Source organism: Georgenia sp. Z1491, assembly GCF_049856175.1.
In the GTDB taxonomy this organism is placed as follows: Bacteria; Actinomycetota; Actinomycetes; order Actinomycetales; family Actinomycetaceae; genus JB111.
This window is the reverse complement of the sequence record NZ_JBNDNA010000001.1, coordinates 352,821-370,601: the sequence shown is the minus strand read 5'-3', so window position 1 is coordinate 370,601 and position 17,781 is coordinate 352,821. Positions and strand designations below refer to the sequence as shown.

The 17,781-nt window shown below is 74.5% G+C and carries 16 protein-coding genes and 1 riboswitch; of the genes, 4 read left to right on the top strand and 12 right to left on the bottom strand.

Annotated features, from left to right (window positions below):
* Nucleotides 1-113: 113 nt before the first annotated feature.
* Nucleotides 114-1,361 (bottom strand): MFS transporter, encoded by a 1,248-nt coding sequence (locus tag ACPYO4_RS01745; RefSeq protein ID WP_425707477.1) that lies wholly within the window; start codon nucleotides 1,359-1,361, stop codon nucleotides 114-116.
* 84 nt (nucleotides 1,362-1,445) lie between these two features.
* Here ACPYO4_RS01745 and ACPYO4_RS01740 point away from each other — a divergent pair, with 84 nt between their 5' ends.
* The 3 genes from ACPYO4_RS01740 (at nucleotide 1,446) to ACPYO4_RS01730 (ending at nucleotide 4,022) form a co-directional block, all read left to right on the top strand.
* The gene (locus ACPYO4_RS01740; RefSeq protein WP_425707476.1) at nucleotides 1,446-2,060 is read left to right on the top strand and encodes a class I SAM-dependent methyltransferase; all 615 of its coding nucleotides are present in this window, start codon (nucleotides 1,446-1,448) and stop codon (nucleotides 2,058-2,060) included.
* A 147-nt stretch (nucleotides 2,061-2,207) separates the two neighbouring features.
* Nucleotides 2,208-3,191, top strand: coding sequence for a glycerophosphodiester phosphodiesterase family protein (locus ACPYO4_RS01735; protein WP_425707475.1), 984 nt, complete (start codon nucleotides 2,208-2,210; stop codon nucleotides 3,189-3,191).
* A 183-nt stretch (nucleotides 3,192-3,374) separates the two neighbouring features.
* Complete coding sequence (locus ACPYO4_RS01730; RefSeq protein WP_425707474.1) at nucleotides 3,375-4,022, top strand: maleylpyruvate isomerase family mycothiol-dependent enzyme; 648 nt, start codon at nucleotides 3,375-3,377, stop codon at nucleotides 4,020-4,022.
* Between the two features lie 6 nt (nucleotides 4,023-4,028).
* Here ACPYO4_RS01730 and ACPYO4_RS01725 read toward each other — a convergent pair whose 3' ends face one another.
* From ACPYO4_RS01725 to ACPYO4_RS01680, 10 genes are all read right to left on the bottom strand, one after another.
* A complete protein-coding gene (locus ACPYO4_RS01725) occupies nucleotides 4,029-5,192 on the bottom strand; it encodes an ABC transporter ATP-binding protein (RefSeq protein WP_425707473.1) in 1,164 nt (387 codons plus the stop codon).
* On the bottom strand, nucleotides 5,186-6,940 hold the full coding sequence (locus ACPYO4_RS01720) for an ABC transporter permease (protein WP_425707472.1): 1,755 nt from the start codon (nucleotides 6,938-6,940) through the stop codon (nucleotides 5,186-5,188). The genes ACPYO4_RS01725 and ACPYO4_RS01720 overlap by 7 nt, the downstream gene beginning before the upstream one ends.
* Nucleotides 6,937-8,139 carry a thiamine ABC transporter substrate-binding protein gene (locus tag ACPYO4_RS01715; RefSeq protein ID WP_425707471.1) on the bottom strand — a complete coding sequence of 401 codons (1,203 nt, stop codon included), beginning with the start codon at nucleotides 8,137-8,139 and terminating at the stop codon, nucleotides 6,937-6,939. The genes ACPYO4_RS01720 and ACPYO4_RS01715 overlap by 4 nt, the downstream gene beginning before the upstream one ends.
* A 56-nt stretch (nucleotides 8,140-8,195) precedes the next feature.
* A riboswitch (TPP riboswitch) is annotated at nucleotides 8,196-8,302 on the bottom strand.
* A gap of 150 nt (nucleotides 8,303-8,452) precedes the next feature.
* Nucleotides 8,453-8,731 (bottom strand): DUF4235 domain-containing protein, encoded by a 279-nt coding sequence (locus ACPYO4_RS01710; RefSeq protein WP_425707470.1) that lies wholly within the window; start codon nucleotides 8,729-8,731, stop codon nucleotides 8,453-8,455.
* Nucleotides 8,732-8,814: 83 nt separating this feature from the next.
* A complete protein-coding gene (mnhG, locus tag ACPYO4_RS01705; protein ID WP_425707469.1) occupies nucleotides 8,815-9,195 on the bottom strand; it encodes a monovalent cation/H(+) antiporter subunit G in 381 nt (126 codons plus the stop codon).
* Nucleotides 9,192-9,614: a monovalent cation/H+ antiporter complex subunit F gene (locus ACPYO4_RS01700; protein WP_425707468.1), complete on the bottom strand. Its 423-nt coding sequence runs from the start codon at nucleotides 9,612-9,614 to the stop codon at nucleotides 9,192-9,194. Before ACPYO4_RS01700 ends, mnhG begins: the two co-directional genes overlap by 4 nt.
* Nucleotides 9,614-10,408 (bottom strand): Na+/H+ antiporter subunit E, encoded by a 795-nt coding sequence (locus ACPYO4_RS01695; RefSeq protein WP_425707467.1) that lies wholly within the window; start codon nucleotides 10,406-10,408, stop codon nucleotides 9,614-9,616. The genes ACPYO4_RS01700 and ACPYO4_RS01695 overlap by 1 nt, the downstream gene beginning before the upstream one ends.
* Nucleotides 10,405-12,006: a Na+/H+ antiporter subunit D gene (locus tag ACPYO4_RS01690; protein ID WP_425707466.1), complete on the bottom strand. Its 1,602-nt coding sequence runs from the start codon at nucleotides 12,004-12,006 to the stop codon at nucleotides 10,405-10,407. Before ACPYO4_RS01690 ends, ACPYO4_RS01695 begins: the two co-directional genes overlap by 4 nt.
* Nucleotides 12,003-12,626 carry a Na(+)/H(+) antiporter subunit C gene (locus ACPYO4_RS01685; protein ID WP_425707465.1) on the bottom strand — a complete coding sequence of 208 codons (624 nt, stop codon included), beginning with the start codon at nucleotides 12,624-12,626 and terminating at the stop codon, nucleotides 12,003-12,005. Before ACPYO4_RS01685 ends, ACPYO4_RS01690 begins: the two co-directional genes overlap by 4 nt.
* Entirely contained in the window at nucleotides 12,623-15,697 is a 3,075-nt protein-coding gene (locus ACPYO4_RS01680) for a Na+/H+ antiporter subunit A (RefSeq protein WP_425707464.1), read from the bottom strand. Before ACPYO4_RS01680 ends, ACPYO4_RS01685 begins: the two co-directional genes overlap by 4 nt.
* 267 nt (nucleotides 15,698-15,964) lie before the next feature.
* Here ACPYO4_RS01680 and ACPYO4_RS01675 point away from each other — a divergent pair, with 267 nt between their 5' ends.
* Complete coding sequence (locus tag ACPYO4_RS01675) at nucleotides 15,965-17,338, top strand: MFS transporter (RefSeq protein ID WP_425707463.1); 1,374 nt, start codon at nucleotides 15,965-15,967, stop codon at nucleotides 17,336-17,338.
* On the opposite strand, the gene ACPYO4_RS01670 is transcribed toward ACPYO4_RS01675, so the two are convergent.
* Nucleotides 17,335-17,700 (bottom strand): hypothetical protein, encoded by a 366-nt coding sequence (locus tag ACPYO4_RS01670; protein ID WP_425707462.1) that lies wholly within the window; start codon nucleotides 17,698-17,700, stop codon nucleotides 17,335-17,337. The two genes, ACPYO4_RS01675 and ACPYO4_RS01670, sit on opposite strands and share 4 nt — an antisense overlap.
* Nucleotides 17,701-17,781 lie beyond the last annotated feature (81 nt).

Genomic DNA, 17,781 nt, shown 5'->3' with positions numbered 1-17,781 from the left:
GGTCGACCGCCATCGTGCCAGGGCGGAGAAGGGCCGGTCGGTCGGGCGGACCCGCACGCACTCTCCAAGCTGAACCGCCGCGTTCACTCGCCAGGAAAAAATCCCCTCACTCGTCACGGATGGTCGGGCCGCGTGCGCTCCAGGGTCTCCGGCGCGGTCCGCCACGGCAGGAGTCCGACCAGCAGGATCACGCCGGCCACGCCGAAGGCCCACGCGTAGCCGACCGAGTCCACGAGCACGCCCGAGACGATCGGGCCGAGGATCGTGCCGGTGTCCATCGCCATCTGGCTGCGCGCGACCACCGGGCCGCCGCTCCGTTCGCGTCCCACCACGTCGGCGAGCACCGCCTGCTGGGCCGGCTGGATGGCCGCCGCAGCCACACCGCCGAGCACGCACAGCACGAGGACCATCACCACGTGGAAGGAGAGTCCGAGCAGCAGGGCGGTGAGGGCGGAGAAGGCCAGCCCTCCCATGAGCAGCGGTCGGCGTCCGACGCGGTCGATCGCCCGCCCGCTCCACCTGAGGGTGACGAGCGTGCCGATCGCGTAGCTCGCCAGCGCGACTCCCGGGGACCAGTCGCCCGCACCGGCGACGGTGACCACGAACAGCGGGATGATCGCCATCCGCACGCCCATGTTCGCCCAGCCGTGCGTGAACCCGGAGACGAGCGACGCCCGGTAGGCCGGGTCCCGCATGGCCTCGGCCACCCGCATCGGCGGCTGGGTCGGCGGGGCGTCCACGCGCGCCTTCGCCGCCTCGCGCGCGGCCCGGGACGGGCGGACGAACACGGCGACGAGGGCGGCGGCGACGAGCAGCCCGACCCCGTAGATGATGAACGGCGCCCGCAGGCCCAGCCCGGACAACGCGGCGCCCAGCACGGGGCCGAGGACGTTGCCCAGCAGGAAGCCCGAGCCGAACAGCGCCGAGGCCCGCCCCCGCTTCGCCACCGGCGCGAGCGCGATGACCAGGGAGGCCGCCGAGATGGTGAACATCGTCGAGCCGATGCCACCCAGCCCGCGGAAGGTGAGGAGCTGCCAGTAGTCGCCGGCGAACGCGCTCGCTCCGGTCGACAGCGCCACGACGACGAGCCCCGTCACGTAGACGACCCGTGGTCCGAGGCGACCCACGAGGCTCCCGCCGACGGGGGCGAACACCAGTCGCATGAAGGCGAACGCGGACACGACGACGGTCGCCGCCGTCACGCCCACGCCGAACGACCGCGCGTACGTCGGCAGCACGGGCGCGACCAGCCCGTAGCCCATCGCCACGATGAACGAGGCGACGACGAGGAACCAGATCTCCCGCGGCATCGGCTCGGAGTCGGGAGCCGGGACGGGGCCGGAGCCAGGTGGAGTCGTCATGTCCGGGCCATTGTCGCCCACGGGTGACCCCTTCCCCGCGCGCACCGTTGCCACCGGTGCGCACCCCGCGGCTACTGTCGGGACGTGGACGACGTCAACGGCTGGACCGCGATGCTCGCAGAGAATCCCGGCCACTCGCGCTGGTACATCGACCGGTTCCGGCGCATGGCGGACAACGAGGTGGACCTCGGCGGCGAGGCCCGCCTCGTCGACGCGATGGTCCCCCGCGGCGCACGGATCCTCGACGCCGGTGCCGGCACCGGCCGCGTGGGGGGCCGGCTGGCGGCGGCGGGCCACGTCGTCGTCGGCGTCGACCTCGACCCCGAGCTGGTCGAGGAGGCCCGCGCCGTCCACCCCGGTCCCCAGTGGCTCGTCGGCGACATCGCCGACCTCGATCGCGCGCTCGACGCCCGTACGGGCACAGACGAGCCGTTCGACGCCGTCGTCTGCGCCGGGAACGTCCTCACCTTCCTCTCCCACGCCGAGAGGCGCCCCACCCTGGCGGGCTTCGCCCGGCACCTCGCCGCCGACGGCCGCGTCGCCGTCGGCTTCGGGCCGGACCGCGGCTACCCGGTCGACGACTTCCTCGCCGACGCCCGGGCCGCCGGCCTCACGCCCGACCTCCTGCTGGGGACGTGGGACCTGCGCGCGCTGCGACCGTCCTCGGACTTCCTCGTCGCGCTGCTCGGCCACGCCTGACGACGGCGGGGCCGGACCCCGGCGCCCGGCCGGTCGAGCGACGTCGCGGCAACCCCCCGACGACACCCGGGCGGCGGCTCGGTGAACACTTCGTGATCGTGAGCCAGGTCGCGGGGATCGCGCCGCCGGCCGCCCCAGGATGGGGCCGTGGCCATCCTCGTGGACCCCGGGACGTCGTTCACCACCCTCCCGCCGAGCGACCTCGCCGCACCCGTACCCGTGGCGACGTCGCCCGCACACCTGGGCGCCCCGCCCCTGCCGGGAGCCACGACGACCGGTCACCCCTCCGCGCCGTCCCCGGCCTGGTCGATGTTCGACATCGAGCCACTGCCCGCCCCGTACCCGCGCGTCGCGGTGCCGTACGGGCAGCGCACCGGCCCCTGGGCGATCGCGCACCGAGGCGGCCTGGCGAACGCCCCGGAGAACACGGTCGCCGCGTTCGCCCGGGCCACGGACGCCGGACTGACCTACCTCGAGACCGACGTGCGCGTGACCGCGGACGGGGTGCCCGTCGCCTTCCACGACGCCACGCTCGACCGCGTCACCGACCTCGTCGGACCCGTCGGGGCGCGCACGTGGGTCGAGCTGGCGACCGCCCGGGTCCTCGGCGCCGAGCCGATCACCCGCATCGACGACCTCCTCGCCCGCTTCCCGGACTCGCGCTTCATCGTCGACGTCAAGGAGGCGGCCGCCATCGGCCCGCTCGTCGACGCGGTCCGCCGCACCCGGGCGGCCGACCGGGTCTGCGTCGCGGGCGGGTTCGACGGCTGGCTCGCCGAGATCCGTGACCGCACGGGGGTCGCCTCGGCGCTCGGCTGGCGGGCCCTGCTCCGGCTCTACCTGTGCGCGATGTCCGGGGTGCGCCCGCCGCGGGAGATCGCTGCCGGCGGCGACTTCGCGCACGCCGCCTGGCGCCTGGGCCGGCTCGCCCTCATGGCGAACCCACGGGTCGCCGACCGGCTGGTCGGCATGGCGCACGACCTCCGGCTCCGGGTGGTCGCCTGGACGGTGGACGCGCCGGACGACGTGCGTCGCCTGCTCGACCAGGGGGTCGACGGGATCATCGCCGACGACGCCGAGACCCTCGTGGGGACCTTCGCCTCGGTCGGCCGGGCCCCCGCGGGGCCCTGACCGCACCGCGACCCGGCCCGCGCACCGCGGCCCAGGCCCCACAGCGCGACCAGGGCCGCGTACCGCGGCCGCCGTCCGGGTCCGGCCCCGCCTGCGGTCCCTGCGGACCACGTGTGTGACCTGGCCCCTCCCGCCCGTGGACGGGCTGTGAGAACCTGACCTTCCCGACACGCGGAGGATGCCGTGGACACCTGGGACCGGGACCGGTTGTGGCAGGCGATCAAGACGGAGCGCACGCGCCTCGCCGAGGACCTCGAGGGACTCACCGACGAGCAGTGGCGCACCACCTCCCTGAGCAGCGCCTGGACCGTCGAGGAGACGCTCGCCCATCTCACCGCCGCCGGCAGCACGGGGAAGATCGCCTGGCTGCGGAGCATGGTCGGCTCGCGCTTCCGCACCGACGTCCACAACGCCCGTCTCCTCGCCCAGCACATGGGCGACTCCCCCGCCGAGACGCTGCGGCGCTTCCGCACGACGATCCCCAGCCGCATCGAGCCCACCCGCACCACGTGGGCCTGGCTCGGCGAGGTGGTGGTGCACGGCATGGACGTCCGCGTACCTCTCGGCATCTCCTCGGAACCGGACCACGACGCGGTCGAGCAGGTGGCGCTGAGCTACGCCGCCAAGGACTGGGCGGTCAACTCCAGCTCGGCGGTCGAGGATCTCGAGCTCGTCGCCACCGACGGCGTCTTCCGGTACGGGGAGGGGCCGAGGGTCTCCGGCCGCACCCTCGAGCTCGTCATGGCGATGGCCGGCCGCCCCGAGTTCCTCGACCGGCTCGAGGGCCCCGGCGTTCAGACCCTCCGGACGCGGTTCACCCGCGCGGCCTGACGCGCCTCACCAGCGCGCCGACGACTCGGGGTCGCCGATCCGGACGATCCCCGCCGAGAGCACCGCGACCTCGCGCACGTCGGACAGGTCGGGAGCGTCGTCGTCGGCGGCCCGGCCCGGCTCCCCGCGGACGAGGGCCCGCGCCCGCACGCCGCCGTCCACTTCGAGCACGACGTCGACCCAGGTCCTGCCCCGCACGTGCCGCACCCCCGTGGCACGGGCCGGCAGCACGGCCGCGACGTCGTCGGACGGGCCGCCCGGCCCGTTCCCGACCGGACGCACGACGAGAGCCCCGGGCGCCAGCGCGACCTCGCCCCGGCCGGGGCCGTCCACGACGCGGTGCGCACCGTCCGCGCCGTCCCCGCCGTCCGCGCCGCGGCCGAGCGCGGACGCCGGCAGCACCGGCCCGTGTCCCAGTAGCTCGGCGACCTCCCGGTCGGCGGGGGCCGACCACAGCTGCCGCGGGGTCGCCACCTGGCGCAGCCGACCGGCCGACAGCACCGCGATCCGGTCGGCGACGGTGGCCGCCTCGTCCAGGTCGTGCGTGACGTGCAGCGCGGTGGCGCCGGCCGCGCGCAGGATCGCCGAGAGGTCGACGGCGAGCCGTTCCCGCAGCGCGCGGTCGAGTGCCGAGAGCGGCTCGTCGAGCAGGACCGCCCGCGGTCGCGGGGCGAGGGCGCGGGCGAGCGCCACGCGCTGCGCCTGCCCGCCCGACAGCGTGGTCACGGCGCGGCCGGCCAGGTCCGCGAGGCCGACGAGCTCGAGCAGCTCGGCCACCCGCTGCTCGCGCTCGGCCCGGGTGGGCCGCTCGGCCCGGGCGAAGGAGCGCAGCCCGTACGCGACGTTCCCCGCGACGTCGAGGTGGTCGAACAGCTGCCCGTCCTGGAAGAGCAGCCCCACCCCGCGCCGGTGCACGGGCACCCCGGCGAGGTCGGCACCGTCAAGACGCACCGCCCCGGACGCGAGGGGCTCGAGCCCGGCGACGGCACGCAGCAGCGAGGACTTGCCCGACCCGGAGGCGCCGACGACCGCGAGGACCTCACCCGGCGCGAGGCTGAGCGACACCGCGTCGACGGCTCGGTGCCCGTCCGGGTAGACGACCGAGACCCCGTCGACGACGAGGCCACCGGCGGCGTCCGCCGTGACCGTCGCGTGCCTGTCGTTCACCATCCCGCATCCCCTTCCGCACGTGCGCGCTCGGCGAGCGCCATGACCGTGGCCGTGAGCGCGGCCAGCAGCACGGCGGCCGCCATCGCCGTGCCCTGGCTGTCGATGCCGGGCCGCCCGAGCAGGCGCACGACCGCCACCGGCAGTGTCGGGTCGGTGGAGCGCGCGAGGAAGCTCGTCGCCCCGAACTCTCCCATCGACACCGCGAACGCGAAGCCGGTCGCCACCCCGCCGGCGCGCAGGAGCGCAGGACCGTCGACGGTGAGCAGCACCCGCCGCGGGGACGCCCCGAGCGTCGCGGCGACCTCCCGCTGCCGGGCGGGAACCGACCTGAGCACCGGCACCACGGTGCGGACCACGAGCGGCACCGCCACGACGGCCTGTGCGATCGGGACGGCGAGCGGCGAGCCACGCAGGTCGACCGGCAACCACCCCGACAGGAGCACGAGACCGAAGCCCACCGTCACCGCGGACACGCCGATCGGCAGCATCACGAGGGTGTCGAGCAGGGCGCGGCCACGACCGGCTCCGGCGGGCCTACGCCCTGCGCCCCGGCCCCGGTCCGCACCACCGGCCCGCGCCGCGGCCGCCCCATGCGCGCCCGGCCCGGCCCCGCCGCGCGCCACGAGCTCCCCCGCACCAGGCCGGCCGGCGATGACGACGGCGGCGAGCAGGCCCACCACGAGCGCGAGAAGGGTCGCGTCGACGGCCGACCGCAGGGAGAGCTCCGCGGCGTCGAGCACGGAGCGCGGGAGCGCCCCGCCGCCGTCGCCCGCGAGCGCGCGGTAGTGGTCGAGCGTCCACGAGCCGTCGGCCGCGCGCAGCGAGCGCTCGACGAGGCCGAGCATCGGCGCGATCAGCAGACCGGCGACGACGGCGGCCGTCAGCGCGGCGGCGCCCAGGGTGCCGGGCGAGCGGAGGTCGAGCGGCGGGGTCGCGACGGGACGCGCCCGGCCGGCCGGGCGCCGGGACCGCGCGACGAGCAGGGTGGCCGCCACGACGACGGCGATCTGCACGATCGAGAGCACCGCGGCCCCGCGCAGGTCGAGGTTGCGGGTGCCCAGCCGCCAGATCTCGGTCTCGAGGGTCGACCAGCCGAGCGGGCCGAGGCTGCGGACGATCCCGTAGGAGGTCGCGCAGAACAGGGCGACGAGCGCACCGGCGGAGGTGATCGCCGGGGCCAGGGCGGGCAGCGTGACCGTGCGCAGCGCCCGCCACGGGGAGGCGCCGAGCGTGCGCGCCGCCTGCTCCGGCCGCGGGTCCAGCGCGGCCCACGCCGGCCCGACCACCCGGACGACGACCGAGTAGTTGAAGAACACGAGCGCCGCGAGCAGCGCCCACGGGGACCGGTCGAGCCCGAGGAACCCCAGGACGCCCGACGGGGCGAGGACCGCCCGGAACGCGACGCCGACGACCACGGTGGGCAGCACGAACGGCACCGCGACGACCGCGCGCAGGATCCGGCGACCGGGGAACGACGTCCGGTACAGGACGTACGCGCCCGGGACCCCGAGCGCGAGCGCGCAGACGGTCGCGGCGAGCGCCTGCGCGAGGGTGCGCCAGAGCGCGTCGAGCGTGGACCTGCGCGCGAGGATCTCCAGCACGGGGTCGCCGGCGGGGATCCCGGGGATCCGCTCCCCCGGTAGCAGCCCGTGGACCACCAGCGCCGCGACGGGCGCGACGAAGAAGATCGCGAGGAACGCGACCGGCACCCCGACCGCGAGAGCGCGCGCGAGGCGGCGGGCCGTCAACCGCCGACCACCTCGTCCCAGGTGCGCAGCCACTCCTCGCGGTTCGCGTCGATCTCGCCGGCCGGCATCTCGATCGGCTCCTCGGCGGGCGGTGCGAACTCGGACCACGCCTCGGGCAGCGGGGCCTCGTCGTCGACGGGGTACATGTACATCGAGTCGGGCATGGCGGCCTGGACGTCCGCGGACAGCAACCAGTCGATCACCGCGCGCGCACCCTCGGGGTTGTTCGCGTCCGCCACGACGCCCGCGTACTCCACCTGCCGGACGCAGGTGTCGAGCAGCGCCGCCGTGGTCGAGCCCGTGCCGTCCTCGGTGGGGGTCGCGGCCGGGGAGGAGGAGTAGGACAGGACGATCGGGCGGTCCCCGCCGGAGAACGTGAAGTCGACGTAGTAGGCGTCCGACCAGGAGTCGACGACCCGCAGGCCGTTGTCGAGAAGGCTCTGCCAGTAGTCGGCGAACCCCTCCTCGCCGCTCTCCGCGACGGTGGCCACGAGGAGCGAGAGACCCGGCGAGGAGACGTTCGGGTCGGTGACGACCGTGAGGTCCGCGTAGTCGGGCTCGGTCAGGTCCGCGAGCGTCTGCGGCGGTGTGAGCCCCTCCCGCTCGAACCACGCGGTGTCGACGTTGAGGCACACGTCGCCGAAGTCGACGGGAGTGAGCTGGTCCCCTCCGTCGACGAGCAGGTCCTCCGCGGAGGCGGGCAGGTCCGGCGAGGTGTAGGGCTCGAGCACGCCCCCGTCGATCGCACGGCTCGCGTAGGCGTTGTCGATGCCGTACACGACGTCGGCGGACGGGCTGCCCGCGGTGAGGAGGAGCTCGTTGACGACGCTGCCCGCGTCCCCGGGCGCCGTGACGACGAGCGTGTACCCGCTCTCCGCCTCGAACTGCTCGATCAGCTCGTCGGGGAGGTTGAACGAGTCGTGCGTGACGAGAGCGACCTCGCCGCCCGCGCCTGCCGGCGCCTCGCCGGACCCGCCGGACGCGCCCTCGGACGCCTGCTCCGCCGTCTCCGCGTCGCCCGCGCTCTCGGAGTCGTCCGTGTCCTCGTCCCCGCCGCCCAGCGAGCAGCCGGCGAGGGTGAGGGCGAGGGCCGTGCCGAGCCCGAGGGCCCGCGCGCCGCGGCGGTGGGGGCCCGGGTGGTCCGTGCCGGCGCCCGGGCGGCGGAAGCCGGTGCCCGGGCCGGTGATGGTGCTGCGCATGTCGTACCTCCTGCGTGGGTGCGCAGGGTTCGTCGCCGCGGCGGGTACCGCGACGACGGAGAGATGTCCCGACTACCTCCGCCGGTGCTAACCGGATCAGGTTCGAGGGTCTGCGGCGTGCCGCACTCTCAGCGCCGTGGTCGGCGCTCCCCTGTCGTTCGCGGACATGCTACCCCGCCGGCCGGGCACGACGCGGGCCCGCGCCACGTGCGTGGTGCGGGCCCGCGGACACCGGAGTGCGACGGCGGCCGGCGGTGGCGCCGGGCGCGCCTCGCACCCCGGGCGCCGGTCGCCTGCCGTCAGTCGTCGGCCGTCAGTCGTCGAAGACGTCGTCCGAGACCTTCTGCAGCTCGGCGGGCTTGTACCACTTGGCGGCCTGGCGCATGGCCAGCTGGCGGACCAGGCCGACGACGGCTCCCGAGACGGCCGTGAACACCACGATCTCGACAAGGGAGACCGAGTCGTCACCGTCGACGATCTCCGGCGGCTCGTGGCCCGTGACCGCGACCCAGCCCTTCGAGAGGATCTTGTTCGCCGCGATGCCGGCGACCACGCCGGCGCCCGTGCTCACGATCTTCCAACCGATGTCCATCTGTGCCCTCCGTGGTCAGGGCGTGACGCCCTGGTCGTGGTCTCCCGGGCTGCCCGGCCTTCCCGCGCAGTCCGTCGGGACGATCATGCCCCAGTGTGCTTGTGGTTCGCGTCCCCGCCCGAGGCCTCGATGTCCTCGGCCAGCTCGTCGACCACGAGCGCGGACCTGTCCACCCGCCCGGTGCGGTAGCCGCCGCGCCCGGCCATGTGGGCGCTGATGGGCGCCGTGAGGAGCTGGAACGCGACGACGAGGACAAGCGTCCACCCGATCCGCGGGTCGCGCACCTCGAGAGCGACCCCCGCCATGAGCAGGGCGAGACCCAGCACCTGCGGCTTGGCCGCGGCGTGCATCCGGCTGAACAGGTCGGGGAAGCGCACGAGCGCGACCGCGGCGACGAGCACCAGCAGCGAGCCCGCGACCAGCAGGATCGCGGCGAGCACCGTCACGACGTCGGACCAGCTCATGACCGTCCCTCCCCGGTGCCGTCGTCCTCCGGGCCCGAGGTGTCCTCGCCCGTCACGCGCGGCGAGTCGGGACCGTGGACGGGCGCGTCGTCGTCGTCGAGCTCGCGCTCGCGCGCGATGACCTGGGCGAGCTCCTCCTTGGTGAGGATGCGGGCCTCGTCGGACTTCTCGACCGCGGTGAACCGCGCGATCGTCACCGTGGTGAGGAACCCGACGAGCGTGATGACCACGAGCATCGGCACGTACGCGGCGCTCCCGGTCCACGCGATGAGCAGGCCCACGAGCGCGACGACGGACGCGGTGACGACGTCCGTGGAGACCGCGCGGTCGAGCGTGGACGGCCCACGCTCCAGGCGCACGAGCGCGGTGAAGACGGCGAGCACCACCACGGCGAGGCAGGCGTAGACGACGATCTCCATCACGCACCGCCCCCCGTCGTCGGGGACGGACCGACCTGGCCGGCCGCCGACTGGCCGTCCTCCGACGGGGCCTCGGCCGCCGGGCCCTCGACGGACGGCGACGGCAGCCGCCCGGCGCGCCGGGACCAGCCAGGGCGGAAGCCGGCGTCGACGAGCTGGTCGTCGGTGGCGAAGGCCCGCAGGAGACGCTCCTCCTGGTCGAGGACGTCGGAGTGCGCCCGCTCGAGACCGCCCGCGATGTCGACGTCGAGGATGTGCATGTAGAGCATCCCGGACAGGCGCATGGCCTCGACGACGAGCGAACCGGGGACCAGCGAGCACATCCCGCCGGTGCCGGTGAGGATGAGGTCGGAGTGGGAGCGCAGCTGGACGCGGATGACGGCGCCGCGCGGGGGACGGCCCCGCACCGTGAGCACGACGATCTGCCAGGAGGCACGCAGCACCTCCCGCACGAACACCGCCACGAGCACGACGACGGCGAGCGGGCGCACGGTGGTCCGGCCCGTCGCGCGCGGCATGGGCATGAGGATCGTGACGAAGAGACCCAGCGCGAGGCCGGCCACGACGTTGCCGACGGACAGGTCGCCCCAGAGCAGCACCCAGACGACGGTCAGCCAGACGACGAGCTTCCACGACGTCGGGGCGAGGCGGGGCGGCGCACCACGGGCGCCGCGACGGCGGCGGCCCCAGCGTGCGCGCCCGCCGGGCCGGCCCTCCCGGGCCGCGCGCCCGGCGGTGCGCGGGTCCGCGGGCGTCACCGCTCCGGCGCGGGAGTGTCCGAGTTCGTCGGTCACGGCACACCCTCCTCTCCGACGGGCTGGTCCTCGCTGGGCGTCTCGACCGGCATCTCCTCCGAGCGCTCGCCCCGCTCGGCGATCTCGTCGGAGATGCCGTCGCCCCGCTCGCCGCCGGGCAGCACGGCGGCGATGTAGGGCGTGCGCAGCATGAGGTCGCGGGCCGCGGTGTCCGCGTAGTCGACGATCGGGCCGGCGGCCACGGTCATGCCGAGCGACATGGCGATGACCGCGCCGGCCGACAGCGTCATCGTCGCGGGCGTGGACTGGCCCTCGAGCTCCTCCGGCGCCTCCTGCCAGAACGCCATGTTCCAGGCCTTGACGACGGCGTAGAGGGTGAGCAGCGAGGTGACCAGGCCGGCTCCGACGAGCGTCCACGACATCCACGACCCCTCGGTCGCGGCAGCCTGCATGAGCCCGACCTTCCCGAGGAATCCGCTGAACGGTGGGATCCCGGCGAGGTTGAGCGCGGGCACGAGGTACAGCACGGCCAGGAGCGGGGCGAGCCGGGCGAGGGACCCGAGCCGCACGAGCGACGTCGTGCCGCCGCGACGCTCGATGAGTCCCGCCACGAGGAACAGCCCGGTCTGCACGGTGATGTGGTGGGCGACGTAGAAGATGGCCGCCGAGAGCCCGTCGGTCGTCGCGGTGCCGATGCCCCAGATCATGTAGCCGATGTGGCTGATGAGGGTGAACGAGAGCAGTCGTTTGAGGTCGGCCTGCGCCACCGCGCCGAGGATGCCGACGATCATGGCCGCGGCCGCGACGACCAGGAGGACGGTGCTCATCCGGCTGTCGCCGAACAGGGTGACCTGGGAGCGGATGATCGCGTAGACGCCGACCTTGGTGAGCAGGCCCGCGAAGACGGCGGTCACCGGCGCGGGCGCCGTCGGGTAGGAGTCGGGCAGCCACGCGGACAGCGGGAACAGCGCCGCCTTGATGCCGAACGCGATGAGCAGGACGGCCTCGAGGACGACCGTCACGCTGGGATCGATCTCCGGCAGCCGCTGCGCGAGCTGGGCCATGTTGACGGTGCCCGCCGCCGCGTACACGTAGGCGATCCCGGCGAGGAAGATGAACGACGAGATGAAGGAGACGATGATGTAGACGGTGCCCGAGCGGATCCGGTCGCGCGTGCCGCCCAGCGTGATGAGGACGAAGCTCGCGACGAGCAGCATCTCGAACCCGACGTACAGGTTGAACAGGTCGCCCGCGAGGAAGGCGTTCGACACGCCCGCCGACAGGACGAGGAACGTCGGGTGGTAGATCGTCACCGGAGCGCCCTCGTCGCCGTCCGCGACGTTCTGGGCGAACGAGTACACGAGCACGGCGAGCGTGACCGCCACGGAGACCACGAGGAGCAGGGCCGACAGCCTGTCGGCCACCAGGACGATCCCGACGGGGGCCGACCAGCCGCCGATGTTGAGCACGATCGGGCCGGAGTCCACGGCCACGAGCAGCACGATGGCGACGGCGAGGACCGCGGCGAGCACGACCACCGAGATGATGCCCTGCGCGCGGCGGAACCTGGCGAGCATGAGCGAGGTGCCCGCGCCGAGGAGCGGGAGCAGGACGGGGACGGCGAGCAGCCAGCTCATGAACGCCCCCCCTCGTCGTCGTGGTCCGCCGTGCGGTTGCGCCGGTCCTCGTCCGGGTGGCCGACCTGCTCGGTCGCGGTGGCCGAGTGCGGGACGCCCCGGGTGCCCACGCGCGTGGACCGGTGTCCCGGCGGCGGCGGGGACTTGCTCGACCGTCGGTCGTCACCGGTGTCGGTCTCGTCGAACGTGGTGGCGGCCTCCTCCTCGAGGGTCGAGCCGGAGTCGTCGGTCGAGCGGGCATCGAGCTCGTCGCGGGCGGCGCGTCGGGCGATACGGCGGTCCTCCAGGTCGTCCTGCACCTCGTCGTGGCCGTTGAGCTGCCACGAGCGGTAGGCCAGCGCCAGGAGGAACGCGGTGATGCCGAGACTGATGACGATCGCGGTGAGGATCATCGCCTGCGGCAGCGGGTCGGACATGTCCTCGGGCTCGCTCGACCCGATGAGTGGCGGCTCGCCGGCCCGGCCGCCGGCCACGAGGATGAGCACGTTGATGCCGTGCGTGATGAGGCCCGCGCCGATGACGACGCGCGTGAGGGACCGCTCGAGCACGAGGTAGACGCCGGCGCCGACGAGGACGGCGACCACGAGGAGGAGGGCGAGGGAGGGGCTGACGTCGATCACGGGCTCCCCCGTCCCGGCGCTCCGTCGGGTCCGGTGCGCCGCGTCGGGGCTGCGGCGCCCTGCAGGTGGTCGGCCACGTCGTCCCGGCGGTCGACGCCGACCACGCGGTCGTCCGACGCGCGGGCCGGGTCGTCGTGGGACAGGTCCGGGGCCTGCGCGCCCTCGAGCTCGCCGTGCCGGTCGACCTCGGCGCCGAGCGAGCGCAGGATGTCGAGCACGAGCCCGATGACGACGAGGTAGACGCCCACGTCGAAGATCAGGGTCGTGACGAGGTGGACGTCGCCGAACGGCCACAGGGTGAAGTCGAAGACCGCGCTCTGCAGGGCCGTGCCGCCGAACAGCATGGGGGCGGTGGCCGCGAGGGTCATGGTCACCAGGCCGGCACCGAGCAGGTGGCCCGGGTGGAGCGGCATCGCCTCGGCGAGCTCGAACCGCCCGCCCGCGAGGTAGCGGACGATGAGCGCGATGCCTGCCGCGATGCCGCCGGCGAACCCGCCGCCCGGCGCGTTGTGCCCGGAGAAGAGGAGGAACAGCGAGTAGATGATGAGCGTGTGGAAGATCAGCCGCGCACCGATCTCGAACATCACCGAGCGGCGCACCGGGGCGAGCGTCGCGCTCGCGGCGAGCCAGCGCTGACCCCGCTGGGGGTCGCGCAGCGACGCGTTCGACGCGAGGCGCTTGCGCTGGCGGTCCTTGCGGACGGCTGCGGCCGGGTCCGGGAACTCCGCCCACACGCCCGGCGAACCCTTCTTCGGCTCGATGCGGCGCTCGACCCGCCCGAACCGGCCGCGCACGAACAGCAGCGAGGCGATGCCGGTGGCGGCCGCGACGATCACCGAGACCTCGCCGTACGTGTCCCAGGCACGGGCGTCCACGAGCGTGACGTTGACGATGTTGCGGCCGTAGCCGTACTCGTAGACCTCCGTGGGGAAGTCGACGGTGACGGGCGGGTGGATCCGGCCCCCGGTCATGAACAGCGCACCGACGGCGACGGTGGCGCCCACCGCGGTGCCGATGGCCAGGCGCGTCCACCTCGACGCGGCGAGCGGCCGGTTGGAGAAGTACGCGGGCAGGCGGCGGAGCACGAGGATGAGCACGACGAGAGTGACGGTCTCGACCACGGTCTGCGTGAGCGCGAGGTCCGGTGCCCCGTGGAGCACGAACAGCAGGGCGACCCCGTACCCGGCGACGCCGAGCAGGAGGACGGCCTTGAGCCGGCGTCGCGCACGCGCGGCGAGCACCGCGGACACGCACACGAGCAGGGCGACCGCCGCCTGGAGCGCGGAGTCCGCGACGCGGACGTCGGCCGGGGCGCCGCCGGGTACGAGCACGAGCGCAGAGAGCGCGCCGGCGGCGACAACGACGAAGATCGTCGAGAGGTAGGCGGGCAGCGATCCCCGCTGGGTCAGCGCGGTGACGTCCGCCGCGAAGTGGTCGAGCGCGACGAGCGAGCGCCGGTAGACGCCCTCGGCGCCGGCATGGTTGGGCAGGAGGTCCTGCGCGCGCTCGACCTGGCGGCGCAGCGTGAAGAGCGCGATGCCGGCCACGACCACGGCGACCGTGAGCAGGAACGCGGGTGTGACACCGGCCCACAGGACCAGATGCCCTGGCTCGCCCGGGTGCAGGTCCGCGTGCGGGGCGAGGAACCGCTCGAGCCGTGCGGGGACGAGGCCGGCGACCAACGAGGCCGCGGCCAGGACGATCGGCGGCGCCATGATGAGCATCGACCGGTGCGGGACCTCGGTGCGCTCGACACCCTTCTTGGTCCCGAACGCCCCCCACCACAGGCGCAACCCGTAGGCGAGCGTGAGGACCGAACCGACGACGACGCCGACCAGGGTGACGACGTCGACCCACCCGGACCCGTGCACGAGTGCCTCGAGGGCGGCCTCCTTGCCCAGGTACCCGAGCGTGGGCGGCAGCCCCGCCATCGACGCCGTGGCGATCGCCATGACGACGGCGAGGACCGGCATCTGCCTGCCCAGTCCGGAGAGCGTGCGCAGGTCGCGGGAGCCGACCGTCCAGTCGATGATGCCCACCGAGAGGAACAGGCAGGACTTGAACAGGGCGTGGGCGAGCAGGAGGGTGAGGCCCGCGAGCGCGACGGCGCGCTGCCCGTGGCCGACGAGGGCGATGAGGAAGCCGAGCTGGGAGACCGTGCCGAAGGCGAGTACGAGCTTGAGGTCGTGCTGGCGCAACGCCCGGTACCCGCCGATCAGCAGGGTGCCGAGCCCGAAGCCGAGGACCATGATCTGCCAGGACGTCTCCCAGGCGAGTCCCGGTGCGAGGCGGGCGACGAGGTAGACGCCGGCCTTGACCATCGCCGCGGCGTGCAGGTACGCGGAGACCGGCGTCGGGGCGGCCATCGCGGCGGGCAGCCAGAAGTGGAACGGCACGAGCGCCGACTTGCTCAGGGCGCCCACGAGCACGAGGACGATCGCCGAGGTGAGGAGCGGGCCCTCGGCCAGGCGGCCCGCGGCGCCGGACTCGACCAGCCCGGACAGGCGGTACGAGCCGCCGTCCATCTCACCGAGGGCGATGAAGCCGGCGAGCATCGCGAGGCCGCCGAGGGTCGTGACGAGGATGGCCTGCACGGCCGAGCGTCGGGCGGACTGGCGGTCGAACGAGTGGCCGATGAGCAGGAACGAGAAGACCGTCGTCAGCTCCCAGAACACGTACAGCAGCAGCGTGCTGTCGGTCGTGACGAGGCCGAGCATGGCGCCGGCGAAGGCGACGAACACGCCGGCGAACCGGGGCAGCCCCGCGGCGGTCTTCGAGAAGTAGGCCGCGCAGAACGCGAGCACCAGGGCCCCGACACCGCCCACGACGATCGTCATGAGCCAGGCGAGGGCGTCCAGCCGGAAGTCGAGGTGCAGGTCGAACCCGGGGACCCAGCTGACGAACTGCGTGGGGGCGTCTCCGTCGAACACCTCGCGGGTGTGCCACAGGGCCCACACGGCAGCCGACGCCGGGGCGAGCGCGAGGAGCAGGAAGATGCGGCGACCGAACCGCGAGACGAGAGGTGGAGCTGCGACGGCCACGACGGCGTGGAGAGTCAGCAGCTCGATCACGGGCTGTCTCCCATCCGGTCGCGGTCCGTCGTCCTCCCCGGCCTGTCGGGCGCACGACCGCACCAGGACGCGGGCGACGGCACTGGCCGGAGCTACCGGCCGACGGGGGTTGGTGCCAGTGTAAGCGGGCGAGGCGGGCCGCACGCCCGCCGTCCGGGTGGTAATGCTCTCGCCGGGGCCGGCATCGGGCCGGGACGGGGATGCGGAGCGACGCAGGAATCGGGGCCGGGGACGCAGGTGCGGGGCGACGGCGGCTAGGTTGACCGGGTGCAGCGCGCCGACCTCGACCGGACCCGACGCCGGACGCTCGCCACGCTCTCCCTGGCCCAGGTGCTCGGCAACCTCGGCGCGGGGGCCGCTCCGAGCATCGGCATCCTCCTCGCGAGCGCCGTCGTCCACTCCGAGACGTGGGCGGGCGTCGCCCGGTCCGCGACGACGATCGGCGCCGCCCTCGCCGCCGTCCCCCTGGGCACGCTCGCGCTGCGGTGGGGACGCCGGGGCGCGCTCGCCTCCGCCTACGGCGCCGCCGCGATCGGCGCCGGCCTGCTCGTGGTCGCCGCCGTCGCCTCGAGCACGGCGCTGCTGGTGCTCGGGATGATGCTCGTGGGTTGCGGCACCGCCGCGAACTTCCAGGTGCGCTTCGCCGCCGCCGACCTCGCCGACGCCGACCACCGCGGGCGCTCGATCGCGCTCGTCGTGTGGGTGGGGACGCTCGGCTCCGTGCTGGGGCCGAACCTCGGCCTGCCCGGCGAGGTGCTCGAGGAGCGCTGGGGACTGCCGGAGTACACCGGTGCGTTCGTCATCGGCGGCGCACTCGTCGCGCTGGCCGGGGTCGCGCTCCTCGTCCTGCTCCGGCCCGACCCGCTCCTGCTCTCGATCCGGCTGCGCGCCGCCCGGGTCGACCGGAGCACGCGGGCGGCGCCTGCTCGCCCGGCCTTCCCGGGTGGGACGCTGCCGGAGGCGGCTTCCCCGGAAGGGACGCGGACGCAGGCTGCTCCCCCCACCTCCCCGGAGGGGACGACCGCCGAGCTGCCCGCGGAGCCTGCCCCGCCCGCGCGCCGGACGACGGTGCGGGCCGCGCTACGTCTCGTCGCCACCGTCCCGCGGGCCCGGTTCGCGCTGACAGCCCAGGTCCTCGCGCACCTCGTCATGGTCGCGATCATGACGATGACCCCCATCCACCTCGACCACCACGGGGCGGACGTCGGCGTCGTCGGGCTCGTCATCTCGGTGCACGTGCTCGGGATGTTCGGGCTCGCCCCGCTCGTCGGCCGAGCGTCGGACCGGCTCGGCCCGGTGCCGGTCATCGTCGCGGGCCAGCTCGTGCTCGGGGTCGGCGCGGTGATCGGCGCGGTGGCCGGGCCCTCCCGGCCGGTGGTCGGCGTCGCGCTGTTCCTCGTCGGCGTGGGCTGGTCGGTGGTGACCGTGCCCGCTGCGGCGATGCTCACCGGGGCGGTCTCCGCCGGTCAGCGACCCGTCGTCCAGGGAGCCGGCGACATGGCGATGAACGCCGTCGCCGCGGTCGGGGCCATCCTGTCCGGCCCGGTCGTGGCGCTCGCCGGCTTCCACACGCTGTGCCTGGCGACGCTCCCGTTCCTCGCGATCGTGCTCGTGCAGGCCGCCAGGCTGCGGCGGGCCTAGGCCGCGTAGTAGTCGTTCCCGCGCGAGAACTCGACGAAGGTCACGGCCGTGTCCCCCACGGTCCAGGCGTCGTGCCCGGGCGGAAGCAGCATGACGTCGCCCGCCGCGTAGTCCACCTCGGTCCCGCCGGCGTCGAGGACCCGGAGCACGCCTGCCGTCACGTAGGCGACGTGCGGGAGCTCGCACAGCTCGGTGCCCGCGTCGGGCTTCAGGTCCTCGGACCACCTCGCGCCGACATCGAACGTCACCTCGGTGACGGAGACGCCGTCGAGCTCGGCCGTGCGCTTCGAGATCCGGCCGTGCACGTCGGGGGAGACGTCGGCGAGCGTGGCCTTCTGCAGGAGTGGGCTGTACGTGCTCATGGGGATCCTCTTCCTCCACCGGTGTGCAACGGATATCGGTCCGTAGGATAGGAGGGGCCGAGCCGTGGCGACCGACCCCCC

Excerpts from the sequence above, each read along its gene's own strand:
- mnhG (WP_425707469.1), bottom strand. The coding sequence starts at position 9,195 with ATGAGCTGGTCCGACGTCGTGACGGTGCTCGCCGCGATCCTGCTGGTC.
- ACPYO4_RS01745 (WP_425707477.1), bottom strand. The coding sequence starts at position 1,361 with ATGACGACTCCACCTGGCTCCGGCCCCGTCCCGGCTCCCGACTCCGAG.
- ACPYO4_RS01670 (WP_425707462.1), bottom strand. The coding sequence starts at position 17,700 with ATGAGCACGTACAGCCCACTCCTGCAGAAGGCCACGCTCGCCGACGTC.
- ACPYO4_RS01715 (WP_425707471.1), bottom strand. The coding sequence starts at position 8,139 with ATGCGCAGCACCATCACCGGCCCGGGCACCGGCTTCCGCCGCCCGGGC.
- ACPYO4_RS01725 (WP_425707473.1), bottom strand. The coding sequence starts at position 5,192 with ATGGTGAACGACAGGCACGCGACGGTCACGGCGGACGCCGCCGGTGGC.
- ACPYO4_RS01690 (WP_425707466.1), bottom strand. The coding sequence starts at position 12,006 with ATGAGCTGGCTGCTCGCCGTCCCCGTCCTGCTCCCGCTCCTCGGCGCG.
- ACPYO4_RS01710 (WP_425707470.1), bottom strand. The coding sequence starts at position 8,731 with ATGGACATCGGTTGGAAGATCGTGAGCACGGGCGCCGGCGTGGTCGCC.
- ACPYO4_RS01700 (WP_425707468.1), bottom strand. The coding sequence starts at position 9,614 with ATGGAGATCGTCGTCTACGCCTGCCTCGCCGTGGTGGTGCTCGCCGTC.